Annotated in this window: 9 protein-coding genes; 4 read left to right on the plus strand and 5 right to left on the minus strand. The window is 62.4% G+C overall.

Going from position 1 to position 12659, the window contains the following annotated elements:
* Positions 1 to 50 precede the first annotated feature (50 nt).
* Complete coding sequence (locus tag J2X56_RS05255) at positions 51 to 1619, plus strand: DHA2 family efflux MFS transporter permease subunit (RefSeq protein ID WP_310158634.1); 1569 nt, start codon at positions 51 to 53, stop codon at positions 1617 to 1619.
* A gap of 19 nt (positions 1620 to 1638) precedes the next feature.
* Here J2X56_RS05255 and J2X56_RS05260 read toward each other — a convergent pair whose 3' ends face one another.
* Positions 1639 to 2556 (minus strand): LysR family transcriptional regulator, encoded by a 918-nt coding sequence (locus J2X56_RS05260; protein ID WP_039785660.1) that lies wholly within the window; start codon positions 2554 to 2556, stop codon positions 1639 to 1641.
* A gap of 112 nt (positions 2557 to 2668) precedes the next feature.
* Between J2X56_RS05260 and J2X56_RS05265 the strand changes: the two genes are divergently transcribed.
* Positions 2669 to 3658 (plus strand): aldo/keto reductase, encoded by a 990-nt coding sequence (locus J2X56_RS05265; RefSeq protein ID WP_121041642.1) that lies wholly within the window; start codon positions 2669 to 2671, stop codon positions 3656 to 3658.
* 46 nt (positions 3659 to 3704) lie between these two features.
* Positions 3705 to 4628 (plus strand): Gfo/Idh/MocA family protein, encoded by a 924-nt coding sequence (locus J2X56_RS05270; protein WP_121041644.1) that lies wholly within the window; start codon positions 3705 to 3707, stop codon positions 4626 to 4628.
* Positions 4629 to 4707: 79 nt separating this feature from the next.
* Here the strand turns inward: J2X56_RS05270 and J2X56_RS05275 are convergent, their stop codons facing one another.
* The 3 genes from J2X56_RS05275 to J2X56_RS05285 all read right to left on the minus strand — a co-directional run bounded on the left by J2X56_RS05275 (position 4708) and on the right by J2X56_RS05285 (position 7468).
* Positions 4708 to 5181, minus strand: coding sequence for a hypothetical protein (locus tag J2X56_RS05275; protein WP_209570743.1), 474 nt, complete (start codon positions 5179 to 5181; stop codon positions 4708 to 4710).
* Between the two features lie 318 nt (positions 5182 to 5499).
* Positions 5500 to 6351 (minus strand): S-formylglutathione hydrolase, encoded by an 852-nt coding sequence (gene fghA, locus J2X56_RS05280; protein ID WP_121041648.1) that lies wholly within the window; start codon positions 6349 to 6351, stop codon positions 5500 to 5502.
* Positions 6352 to 6361: 10 nt separating this feature from the next.
* Complete coding sequence (locus J2X56_RS05285) at positions 6362 to 7468, minus strand: S-(hydroxymethyl)glutathione dehydrogenase/class III alcohol dehydrogenase (RefSeq protein ID WP_013234687.1); 1107 nt, start codon at positions 7466 to 7468, stop codon at positions 6362 to 6364.
* A gap of 638 nt (positions 7469 to 8106) precedes the next feature.
* Between J2X56_RS05285 and J2X56_RS05290 the strand changes: the two genes are divergently transcribed.
* Complete coding sequence (locus J2X56_RS05290; RefSeq protein WP_252695819.1) at positions 8107 to 11310, plus strand: EAL domain-containing protein; 3204 nt, start codon at positions 8107 to 8109, stop codon at positions 11308 to 11310.
* A gap of 24 nt (positions 11311 to 11334) precedes the next feature.
* On the opposite strand, the gene J2X56_RS05295 is transcribed toward J2X56_RS05290, so the two are convergent.
* Positions 11335 to 12606: an MFS transporter gene (locus J2X56_RS05295; protein WP_121041652.1), complete on the minus strand. Its 1272-nt coding sequence runs from the start codon at positions 12604 to 12606 to the stop codon at positions 11335 to 11337.
* Positions 12607 to 12659: the final 53 nt, after the last annotated feature.

Below are 12659 nucleotides of genomic sequence, written 5' to 3' on the forward strand. Positions count from 1 at the left end.
TGGGGTGCGGCTGTCCCTACCCGACCTTCACCGGACATTGATCAAGCCTTATGGCCACTACTCCCCCCAAACCCTACACGCCGCCACCGCCGCTGACGGGTGCCAACCTGGTGCTGGGCACCTTGTCGGTGTCGCTGGCGGTGTTCATGAACGTGCTGGATTCCTCCATCGCCAACGTCGCCATTCCGACCATCTCGGGCAACCTGGGTGTGTCGGTCGATGAGGGCACCTGGGTCATCACCTCGTTTGCCGCTGCCAACGCCATCTCGATCCCGCTGACCGGATGGCTGACGCAGCGCCTGGGCGCGGTGCGCCTGTTCGTAACCTCGGTGCTGCTGTTCGTGCTGGCCTCCTGGCTGTGCGGCCTGGCGCCCACCCTGCCCATCCTGCTGGCCGCGCGCGTGCTGCAAGGCCTGGTGGCCGGCCCCATGGTGCCGCTGTCGCAATCGCTGCTGCTGGGGGCCTACCCCAAATCGAAATCCTCCTTCGCCCTGGCGCTATGGGGCATGACGGCGGTGGTGGCACCGGTGGCCGGCCCCGCGCTGGGCGGCTGGATCACCGACAGCTACACCTGGCCCTGGATCTTCTACATCAACATCCCGGTGGGCCTGATTGCCGCCGGCCTCACGCTGGCCATCTACCGTTCGCGCGAGACGCCGACCCACAAGCTGCCCATCGACAAGATCGGCCTGGCGCTGCTGGTGACCTGGGTCGCGGCCTTCCAGATCATGCTCGACAAGGGCAAGGACCTGGACTGGTTCTCCTCGCCCACCATCGTCACGCTGGGCATCATCGCGCTGATCGCCTTTGCCTACTTCGTCGTGTGGGAACTGAACAATGACCATCCGGTGGTGGACCTGCGCCTGTTCGGCCGGCGCAATTTCGCCGGCGGCACCATCGCCATTTCCATCGGCTACGGGGTCTTCTTCGGCAACCTGGTGATCCTGCCGCAATGGCTGCAGCAATACCTGGGCTATCGCTCGATCGACTCGGGGCTGTCGACCGCACCGATCGGCATCTTCGCGGTGATCCTGATGCCGCTCATCGGACGCTTCCTGCCGCTGGTGGATGCGCGCAAGGTGGCCACGGCGTCCTTCATCGGCTTTGCCATCGTGTTCTGGCTGCGCTCGCGCTACAACCTGCAGGTGGATCAGATGACGGTGATCCTGCCCACGCTGCTGCAGGGGATTCCGACGGCCATGTTCTTCGTGCCGCTGACGGTGCTGCTGCTCTCCGGCCTGCCACCGGAACGCATCCCGGCGGCGGCCGGCCTGTCGTCCTTCGTGCGCGTGTTCTGCGGCGCGGTCGGCACCTCCATTTCGACCACGGCCTGGAACAACCGCACCATCATGCACCACGCACAGCTGACCGAACACGCCACCCCCTACAGCCCCTGGCTGCAGGAAACCGTCAACAACCTCAGCAGCACCTTGGGCCTGAACGCCGAGCAGACCGCAGGCATGCTGGAGCGGACCATTACCTTCCAGGCGGCCATGCTGGGCATCAATGACATTTTCTATGTCTCGGCGGTGATCTTCATCGTCATCATCCCGCTGATCTGGATCATCAAGCCCTCCAAGGGCGGCGCGGGTGCGGCCGAAGCGTCGGCGGCACACTGAACTGGCCGGCCTGTGGCGGCTAACGCAGCCGTGACAGGCCGTGCTGCAGGCGGATGATGTCGATGAGCTTGCGCAAGGCCGGATGCGCATGGCGGCGGCTGCTGTAGTACATGTGAAACGGCTCGCTGGGGGCCGCCCATTCTTCCAGGATGGCTTCCAGCGAGCCTTCATCGATTTCCTTGCTGATCCTTCCCTCCAACAGATAGGCGATACCCACCCCGGCCTTGGCCGCCGCGATGGTGGCTGCCGTATTGTTGATCGTCACCAGGCCCGGCACGCGAATGCGCTGGCGGTGCTTGCCTTTACCGAATTCCCACTGGTAGCTGGAGTTGTCACCCAGAAGCAATTGCAGGCAGGTGTGCTGCTGCAGGTCTTCCAATGTGAGCGGCCGTCCATGCCGATCCAGATACGCCGGCGAGGCCGCTGCCACCCAGCGATGCGCGCGCGTGAGCGGCGCAGTCACCATGCCCTCCGGCACGTAGTGGCCGTAACGGATGCCGGCGTCATAGCCTTCGCTGACGATGTCGATGGGCTTGTCATCGACCACGATGGTGAGCTTGACCTTGGGACATAGCCGCACGAATTCGGGAATGGCCGGCTCGATCAGCAGATGGGCGGCGTCGGCGAAAACGTTGATGCGCAATTCGCCCAGGCTCCCCTCTGCCGAGCTTTCCAGCTGGCCCAGCGCCTGCGCGATCTGCTCAAATCCTTCTTCCAGCCGGGCCGCCAGTTCACTGCCGGCCGCCGTGGGCGAGATCGCGCGGCTGGACCGGTACAGCAATTGGGTCGACAGCCGCTCTTCCAGCCGCTTCATGGCATGGCTGGTGGCCGAGGGCGTCAGGCCAAGCTGGATCGCGGCGGCCTTGAAACTGCCGGTACGCAGGATGGTGACGAAGATCCGCAGATCGGAAAATTCGATATGGTCGAGGAGGGACATGAATGAATTGAAATCACTTCAGGAATGAATCTGGCTCATCTTAAACCAGCCACCTTCGCGCGTGGTGCGCGGTATAACTACGGCTTTTGGAATGCTCAGAAGGAGTACCGGCATGAAAACAAGACGCTTTGGCCGCACGGGTGCGGAAGTTTCCGAAATCGGATTTGGCGCATGGGCCATTGGCGGTTCGTGGGGTGACGTCTCCTCCCAGGATGCCAAGGCCGCGCTGCACGCCGCACTGGATGCGGGCGTCACCTTCATCGACACGGCCGATGTCTATGGCGATGGCCGCTCCGAGCAGTTGATTGCGCAAGTCCTGAAGGAACGTGGCGGCGCACGTCCGTTCGTGGCCACCAAGGCCGGCCGCCGGCTCTCGCCGCATGTGGCCAGCGGCTACAACAACAAGGACAATCTCACCGCCTTCGTGGACCGTTCGCTCAAGAACCTGGAGGTCGATTGCCTGGACCTGGTGCAACTGCACTGCCCGCCCACCGAGGTGTATTACCAGCAGGAAGTGTTCGCTTACATGGATGATCTGGTCGCGGCCGGCAAGATCCGCCATTACGGCGTCTCGGTAGAGAAGGTGGAAGAAGCGCTCAAGGCCATCGAATATCCGAACGTGAAATCGGTGCAGATCATCTTCAACATCTTCCGCCAGCGCCCCATCGGGCTGTTCCTGCAGGAAGCGCAGCGCCGCGACATCGCCGTGATCGCCCGCGTGCCGCTGGCCTCGGGCCTGCTGACCGGCAAGATGAATGCGCAGACCACCTTTGCCGCCGACGACCATCGCCAGTTCAACCGCCATGGCGAAGCCTTCGATGTCGGCGAGACCTTCTCGGGCGTGCCGTATGAGGTCGCACTGGCCGCCGTGGAAAAGATCCGCGCGCTGCTGCCGCAAGGTGTTCCCATGGCGCAATTCGCGCTGCGCTGGATCCTGATGGAAAGCGGCATCAGCACCGTGATCCCCGGTGCACGCAACGTTGCGCAGGCGCAGTCCAACAGTGCGGCCAGCGCCCTGCCGCCGATCACGGATGAGGTGATGCAGGCGCTGCGCGAACTCTATCTGCATGACATTGCACCGTACGTGCATCAACGCTGGTAATCTGTGGCGCCTCCCCTTCATGTAACCAATAATAAGCAAGGACACCATGACACCCATCCAGCTCGCCATCGCCGGCGTCGGCAAGATCGTTTATGACCAGCATGCCCCGGCCATTGCCGGCAATGCCGATTTCAAGCTGGTCGCGACCGCCAGCCGCAACCACAGCATCGAGGGCGTGACCGCCTACAAGAGCATGGCCGAGATGCTGGCCTCGGGCACGGCCATCGAGGCCATCTCCCTGTGCATGCCGCCGCAGTACCGCTATGAAGCCGCACGAGAAGCACTGAGCGCGGGCAAGCACGTGTTCCTGGAAAAGCCGCCAGGTGCCACGCTCTCCGAAGTCGAGTCGCTGAAGAACCTGGCGGCGGACAAAGGCGTGACCCTGTTCGCCAGCTGGCACTCGCGCCATGCGCCGGCGGTGCAGGTGGTCAAGCGCCATCTGCAGGAACATGCGCCGCGCAAGGTCAAGGTGATCTGGCGTGAAGACGTGCGCCACTGGCACCCGGACCAGGAATGGATCTGGCAGCCGGGCGGCCTGGGCGTGTTCGATCCGGGCATCAATGCCTTGTCGATCGTCACCGAGATCCTGCCGCAGGCGATGTTCCTGAAGCAGGCCACGCTGGAAGTGCCATCCAACCGCCAGACGCCGATTGCCGCGCGCCTGGGCTTTACCGATGCTCTGGGCACGGATGTACAAGCGGACTTCGACTGGCGCCAGACGGGTGAACAGACCTGGGACATCGTCATCGAGACCGACAGCACCCGGGTCCACCTGAAAAAGGGCGGACATGAACTTTGGATCAACGATGCGCCGTGCCAGCTGCCGGTGGAGGGGGAGTATCCCTCGCTGTATGCACATTTCTGCCAATTGATCCGCAGCGGATCGTCCGATGTGGATGTGGCACCGCTGCGGCATGTGGCAGATGCGTTCATGCTGGGGGAGCATGTTGTTACTGACGCGTTCGTCTGATTACGCGCATGCGGCGTCGAGCTGCATCGATTCAGAAAAATCGGCCCTCGGGCCGATTTTTCCGCTTTTGAGCGCTGAATCAGTCCACTAGCCCATCGAAGAAGAACAGCCTCCCCTTCTTCCACGTCTCCAGCAGATAGCCATATCTGGCTTTCTGGAAACTGCCACTGCGACCGATACCGTCGAACTGATCGCTGACGCACAGATATTGCTTGCCGTTCTCCCGGATCAAGGACCAGTCTGCAAGCGCAACCTGGATGGCGGGACGCTCCCTTGATCTTGTCTGCGGCAGCTTTACTGCCCGCCTCAGCGGGTAGAGCCTGCCGCGATACAGCAACGCATCGCCGCGCCCCGATTGGGCGCTCCCGATCTCCATGCCACGAAATAATAAATACTCGGCCTGATAACCGGGCTGGCATTCGTCCTGAAGATAGAAAGCCCCGGTTTCAATCGCAGTTCGCGATACCCCATTGCGGGCCGTGCTGGAGAGACAGCTTTTGACGACATCCTCTGAGGGTGCGGCAAGCGCCGTCAACGAGACCAGCCACAACACAAATGGAAGCGGCCTCATTGACTTGCCCTTCCTTTGAAGTCACCACAAGAAATCCGGCTTGTCAGGAAAATCACGGAGCACATCGGCCCTCCTTTGAAAATCGACAAATTAAACGAGTAGCGCCGCAAGACCTATCGTTGCATGACGATTTCCATACGTCCGGATAAGGGTTGGGATCCGCGTAGTCAATCAATCACAGCAAGCGTGCATCAGTTCAAAAGTGAACATTACGGGTCTGCAGAGCATGTGGAAGGACTGAAGAAAAAAATAAGGGCTGACGATGTTGATCGTCAGCCCTTCATTTCAGCTCAAGCGAGTTCAAGCCATCAAATTCGCATGATGGAATCGCAAATGATCTTCCACAAAACTCTCGATGAAGTAATACCCATGGTCATACCCCGCATGCCGACGCAAGGTCAGCGGCTGTGAGGCTTCCTTGCAGGCTGCCTCGAAGCGTTCCGGGTGCAGCTGCTCGATCAGGAATTTGTCTGCGAGCCCCTGATCGATCAGGATCCCCTGCGGGAAAGGCGCATACAGCTTGCGCATCAGCTCGCTGGCGTCATGCGCCTGCCAGCTTTCCTGATCCTCGCCCAGATAGTGACTGAAGGCCTTCTGCCCCCACGGGCAGTGCACCGGCGCGGCGATCGGCGCGAAGGCCGATACCGAGCGGTACAGATCACGATGCCGCAAGGCCAGCGTCAGTGCGCCATGCCCGCCCATGGAATGACCGAAAATGCCCATGCGCTGCGGGTCGGCCGGGAAGCGCTCCAGCACGGCGCGGCGCAAATCCTCGACCACGTAACTTTCCATGCGGTAGCGCTGGCTCCACGGCGTCTGGGTGGCATCCAGGTAGAATCCGGCACCCACGCCAAAGTCCCAGCTGTCGCTTTCACCGGCAATGCCGGCACCGCGCGGGCTGGTGTCACAAGCCACCAGAATCAGGCCCAGTTCAGCCGCCACGCGCTGCGCACCAGCTTTGATCATGAAGGTTTCTTCCGTGCAGGTCAGTCCGGCCAGGTAGAACAGCACGGGCAGCTTGCGGTCGCCCTGCCCGGCCTGCGGCGGCACGAACACCGAAAAGCGCATGTCCAGCCCGATGGCGGGCGAGGCATGGCGATAAAAGCCCTGCACGCCGCCAAAACAGCCGTGCTCGGAGAGAGTCTCCAGCATCGCGCTCTCCTCAGAACTCGACTACGGAGCGGATCGACTCGCCGCTCTTCATCAGGTCGAAGCCTTCATTGATGCGCTCCAGCGGCAGCTTGTGCGTGATCAGGTCATCAATGTTGAGCTTGCCTTCCATGTACCAGTCGACAATCTTCGGCACGTCGGTACGCCCACGCGCGCCACCGAAGGCCGAGCCCTTCCAGACGCGGCCGGTCACCAGCTGGAACGGACGGGTCGAGATCTCCTGGCCGGCTGCGGCCACGCCGATGATGATGGACTGGCCCCAGCCCTTGTGGCAGCACTCCAGCGACTGGCGCATGGTGGTGGTGTTGCCGATGCACTCGAAGCTGTAGTCGGCGCCGCCATCGGTCATGCCGATGATGGCATCAACCACGTTGGGCACGTCCTTGGGATTGATGAAGTCGGTCATGCCGAACTTGCGCGCCATGGCTTCACGCGCCGGATTCAGGTCGACGCCGATGATCTTGTTGGCCCCCACCATCTTGGCCGCCTGGATGACGTTCAGGCCGATGCCGCCCAAACCGAACACCACCACGTTGGCACCCGCTTCCACCTTGGCGGTGAACAGCACCGCACCCACGCCGGTGGTCACGCCACAGCCGATGTAGCAGACCTTGTCAAAAGGCGCATCCGAACGAATCTTGGCCAGGGCGATTTCCGGTACGACGATGTAGTTGGAGAAGGTGGACGTGCCCATGTAGTGGAACAGCGGCTTGCCGTCCAGCGAGAAGCGGCTGGTGGCATCCGGCATCAGGCCGCGGCCCTGGGTGGCACGGATGGCCTGGCACAGGTTGGTCTTTTGCGAGAGACAGAACTTGCACTCGCGGCATTCCGGCGTGTACAGGGGGATGACATGGTCATCCTTCTTGAGCGACTTCACGCCCGGGCCGACGTCGACCACCACGCCCGCGCCTTCGTGGCCGAGGATGGCCGGGAAGATGCCTTCCGGGTCGGCACCCGAGAGCGTGTAATAGTCGGTATGGCAGATGCCGGTGGCCTTGATCTCGACCAGGACTTCGCCGGCCTTGGGGCCGCCGAGTTCGACTTCCTCGATGGTCAAGGGCTTGCCTGCCTGCCATGCTACCGCTGCTCTTGTCTTCATAGGGATGGGTCCTTTGCGTGATGATTGAAGTAAAACTTCCCGACCGGCCAGTTGGGCCTCGTCAGGAAAATTCAGTAAAACTGGTGATGCCTGTGAAACTTCCGGCTGGGCGGTATTATCGCATTGCAAACGAAAACGCATCTGCAACGCTTAACATCCTTCATGTTGATGCCAGAACAAGTGAAAATTTCCATCTGACATGAAAATCACGCTGTCGCGTTGCCGCGACGTTGCGCGCAGGATGACAAAGCCCTTAGCTTGCGGTAAGGTTGCTACAAAACAAACGGTGAACGTGGCTGGCGCAGCGGCCATTGATCAGCGCACAACAAGGGCACAAAGCAAGGACAAGCGCCAACAAAGCGCAGCAGGACACGAGGTGGCATACTGACGCCTCGCGTATCACGAAGTGGGGGCATCCACGTAATTTTGGCGTAAGCGCGATCACACCGTGTGAACGCGCGCGGCTTGCCGCACTGACAAGGGCTATCCACCATGCCCGTGTCAGCAGCCGCCGTTCCGCTGGCAGGAACGTGCCGATTGCGTGCGAGGGCTGTCGAAACGGTCGTCCGGCATCTTTCCGGGCCAAGGGACGTGCAGCAATCTGCTGCCTAACGACAGGTAATGTGATAGTGGGTCACATGGGAAAACAGAACAAATCGCCAGGACGCCCAGGCTACACCCTGAAAACCTTGCTGCTGTTCGTCGGCTTCGTCGGGTCGTTCATTGTCGTGCAGACCTGGTGGGAAATCCGCCAGGACCGCCAGCTGACCATCGACGCCGAACGCGCCAGCTCGATGGCGGCCGTGCGCAGCGTGCAGGAGCACGCCGAACGCGTTTTCGGCGAACTGGACAAGTTGCTCTGGTCCGCCGCCGAGCAAATCCACGTCGCCGGCCCCGACCTGCTGGACGACGACCAGGCGCTGTACCGACTGCTGTCGGACACGCAACAGCGGCTGTCCACCGTGATGGTGCTGCGCTACATCGACCGCAACGGCAACACCCGCGCCAGTTCGCTGCGCCCCTTCGACACCACCAGCATCCCCGAAGACCACAAGCTGACCCACGTGGACGGCAATCCGGCCAGGCCCAACCTGTTCGTGGGCCAGCTCATGCGCAGTCGCTACAACCGCGACCTGGTGCTGCCGGTGGCCATGAATCTCTACGACCGCAGCAGCCGCCCCATCGGCCTGCTGGTCGCCGAACTGAAGGCTGCAACCTTCTTCGACTTCTACAAGCGCATCACCAATTTCGAATCCATCGTCTCGCTGCGCACCGACAGCGGCTCGATGATGCTGCGCTCGCCTTTCGAAGAGCGCTGGCTCAGCGTCAGCCTGGCCGATGCCAAAAGCATGGCACGCATCCGTGCCGGGGCCGAGGAAGGGTCGTTCGAAGAGATCTCGCATCTGACCGGCGAACCACTGCTGTTCTCCTACAAGCGCCTGGACAAATGGTCATTGGTGGCGGTCTATGCGCGGCGCATGGAAGACGTGCTCTCGCCATGGCGCAGCCGTACCGAAAACCGCATCCTGCTGACCACCGGCATCCTTGGTTTCATCCTCATCGCGCTCATTGCCTTCCTGGTGTACTACCGCTACCAGCGCCGCCTGGATCACGCCCTGTCGAGCAGCGAATACCGCTACCGCAAGCTCTACGAAGAAGGCAGCGATCCCATCGTGCTGATCTCCTCGGAGCTGCGCTACCTCGACTGCAATGCGGCCGCGCTGCGCTTCTTCGGGGTGCCGGACAAGGACCGCATCATCGGCCGCAAGGTCGGCCTGTTTTCTCGCCACAAAGCGCGCCAGCCCGACCAGCCGGACATCGATGAGCTGGTCGGCCGGGTGCTCGCGGGGCAACCGCAGCAGTTCGAATGGGTGACAGTCCGCCGCAACAAGATCATTCATACCGACGTTACCCTCAACCGCGCCGAATTCGATCGTGGCTATGCGATCTTCGCCATCCTGCGCGATATCAGCGCCCGCAAGCGCGCCGAGTTGCTGCAGAGCGAACAGAACCGGGTGCTGCACATGGTAATGGCCGACGATGACCTGGACGGCATCCTCAACGAGATCATCGGCTTTGCCGATGCGCAGATTCCATATGGGGCCAGTTGCGTGATGCTGGTCAATGAGCAAGCCTCGCATTTCACTTCCGTGCTGAGCAAGCGCTATCCGCCACGCCTGCTGCGTGCCTTGCAGGGCATGCCGATCCGTCATGGCTGCGGCGTCGGCGCTGAAGCGGCTTTGCGGCGCGGCCCCTGCATCGTCACCGACATCGCGCGCGATCCGGTGACCGAACACCTGCGGGTACTCATCGATGTGGAGATCTACCCGTCCTGCGGGGCCTGGCCCATCATGGGCAAGGAAGGCCAATTGCTGGGCGTGTTCGCCGCCCTGCTCAAGGAAAACCAGGCCCCCAGCAATGAATACCTGCAGCTGGCCAACATCGCCGCCGACCTCGCCAGCGTGGCCATCGAGAGCCGCCGCGCCGACGAGCGCATCCGCCACCTGGCGCACTATGACGAGCTCACCGGCCTGCCCAACCGCTTCCTGTGCACCCAGCACGTTTCCAATGCCATTACCCACGCCGAGCACCGCGACGGCATGGTGGCCGTGCTGCTGATGGACCTGGATCGCTTCAAGAACATCAACGATACCTTCGGTCACGAGGCCGGCGAAGCGGTGCTGCAGGAAATCGCCCAGCGCTTCCGCAATACCCTGCGCGAGCTGGATATCCTGGCGCGCGTGGGCGGCGATGAATTCATCGTGCTGGTGGATGACTTCGACGATCCGCTGCAACTGGGCGAGATTGCACAGAAGCTGCTCACCGAGGCGCGCAAGCCCTTCATCATCGACGGCCAGGAAGCCATGCTCTCGGCCAGTATCGGCATCGCCACCTATCCGGGCGATGGCGACAATGCGCAAACGCTCATCAAGAATGCCGACATTGCCATGTACCGCGCCAAGCACCATGGCAAGGATGACTATCGCTTCTTCTCCGACGAGGTCAACACCAATACGGTAGAGCGCATCGCGCTGGAAGCCGAACTGCGCCGCGCCATCGAACGCGCCGAGTTCGTGGTGCACTACCAGCCCAAGATCAACCTGGCCACCGGCGGCATCGTCGGTGCGGAAGCCCTGGTCCGCTGGCAGCATCCGGTGCGCGGCCTGGTGCCGCCGGGTGAATTCATCCCGCTGGCTGAGGAGACCCGCCTGATCGACCAGATCGGCCTGGTGGTGCTGGACGTGGCCTGCCGCGACATCGGCCTGATGCTGGAACGCGAACTGGTGTGCGGACGCATCTCCATCAATCTGACCGGCAGCCAGTTCGGCGATGAACATCTGCTGGAAGACATCAAGAGCGTGGTCCAGCGCCACGGCACGCCACCGGCCTGCCTGGAGTTCGAGATCACCGAAAGCATGGTGATGCACAACCGCGACCGTGCGATCGCGATCATGGATGGCATCCGTGCAGAAGGCTTCACCATTTCCATTGACGACTTCGGCACCGGCTATTCCTCGCTGGCCTATCTCAAGCGTTTCCCGGTCAATACGCTGAAGATCGACAAATCCTTCATCAACGACATTCCCGACGATGCCAACAGCAGCGCCATCGTGCAGGCCATCATCGCCATGAGCCATGCATTGAACCTGAAGGTGGTGACCGAAGGCGTGGAGACGGAGAAACAGTTGCAGGCGCTGCGCGAGTTCGGCTCGGATGAGTACCAGGGCTATTACTTCAGCAAGCCGGTTCCCTATGCGCAGTTCCTGCAGATGCTGGTGATGCAGCAGGAGCTCACGCGCCAGTCCAGCCAGATGCTGGTGACCGAGGGCGATCCGCCGTGAGCGCGCGGCTGCTTGCCGCCGGCTTCAGGACTGGCGTGCGGCCAGCCGGTCGACCTGATAGAGCGAGGGGAACAGGCGCATCCACAGCAGCACGATCAGCAGCGTGCCGATCCCGCCGATGAGCACGGCCGGCACCGCACCGAACCAGGCGGCGGTGAGGCCCGATTCGAATTCTCCGAGCTGATTGGACGTTCCGATGAAGACCGAATTGACGGCCGAAACGCGGCCGCGCATGGCGTCCGGCGTTTCCAGCTGAACGAAGGACGAGCGCACCACCACGCTGATCATGTCGGCTGCGCCCAGCACCGCCAACGCGGCCAGCGACAGCGGGAAGGAGCGTGACAGGCCAAACACGATGGTGGCCAGTCCGAACACGGCCACGGCGATGAACATGGTGCGCCCTACCCTGCCGCCCAGCGGAAAGCGCGCCAGCAGCAGCGCCACGATCAAGGCCCCGGCCGCCGGTGCCGAGCGCAGCAGACCCAGGCCGACCGCACCGGTATGCAGGATGTCGTTGGCGAAGACCGGCAGCAAGGCGGTAGCACCGCCCAGCAGCACGGCAAACATGTCCAGCGAGATGGCACCGAAGATGGCGGGCTTGCTGCGGATGAAAGCCAGTCCTGCGAACACCGACGACAGACTGGCCCCGGTCGGCTTGGCCGGTGCAGCCTGGGCCGCCGCGACCTGGGCCGGACGCCGGATCAGCGACAACAGTACGCTGCATGCAACGAACAGCGCGCAGCTGCTGGCATACACCACCGCTGGTCCCGCCACGTAGAGAAAGCCCCCCAGCGCCGGGCCGATGATGATGGCGAACTGGGTCGCCGAGGCCGAGCCCGCCACCGCGCCCGGCAAGGCCTTGGGCGACATCAGGCTGGGCAGCAGCGCCGACATGGTCGGTTTGGAAAAGGCCCGGCCCGCACCGATGATGGCCACGATCACGAAAATCATCTCGCGGCTGAGCCAGCCATGCAGGCTGCCCAGCGCCAGCGTGGCGGCAGCGGCGGCTTCCACCAGCGAACTGACGCGCGCAACGTTGCGGCGATCAAAGCGGTCGGCCACATGGCCCACCACGAACACCAGGATCAGCGAAGGAATGAACTGCACCAGGCCCACGATGCCGAGATCGAAGGCGCTGTGGGTGAGCTGGTAGACCTGCCAGCCAACCGCCACGATCTGCATCTGCAGGGCAATGGTGGATGCGACGCTGGCGCACCAGAAGAGCTTGAATGGGGTGTGATGGCGCAGGGATTCGGCGGCTTCATCCGGGGGGATACTGGGGGAAGGAACTGACATGTCTCGTGGATGGGAAGGAAGTGTTCTGGCGTTATCGAGTCCGGGCACTGCAA

The organism is Herbaspirillum sp. 1173, from assembly GCF_031455335.1.
Lineage (GTDB): Bacteria > Pseudomonadota > Gammaproteobacteria > Burkholderiales > Burkholderiaceae_D > Herbaspirillum > Herbaspirillum huttiense.

Bases quoted from the DNA above. Each gene is read 5' to 3' on its own strand.
- J2X56_RS05295 (WP_121041652.1), bottom strand. From the start codon at position 12,606: ATGTCAGTTCCTTCCCCCAGTATCCCCCCGGATGAAGCCGCCGAATCC.
- J2X56_RS05285 (WP_013234687.1), bottom strand. From the start codon at position 7,468: ATGAAGACAAGAGCAGCGGTAGCATGGCAGGCAGGCAAGCCCTTGACC.
- J2X56_RS05265 (WP_121041642.1), top strand. From the start codon at position 2,669: ATGAAAACAAGACGCTTTGGCCGCACGGGTGCGGAAGTTTCCGAAATC.
- fghA (WP_121041648.1), bottom strand. From the start codon at position 6,351: ATGCTGGAGACTCTCTCCGAGCACGGCTGTTTTGGCGGCGTGCAGGGC.
- J2X56_RS05260 (WP_039785660.1), bottom strand. From the start codon at position 2,556: ATGTCCCTCCTCGACCATATCGAATTTTCCGATCTGCGGATCTTCGTC.
- J2X56_RS05290 (WP_252695819.1), top strand. From the start codon at position 8,107: ATGGGAAAACAGAACAAATCGCCAGGACGCCCAGGCTACACCCTGAAA.
- J2X56_RS05255 (WP_310158634.1), top strand. From the start codon at position 51: ATGGCCACTACTCCCCCCAAACCCTACACGCCGCCACCGCCGCTGACG.
- J2X56_RS05270 (WP_121041644.1), top strand. From the start codon at position 3,705: ATGACACCCATCCAGCTCGCCATCGCCGGCGTCGGCAAGATCGTTTAT.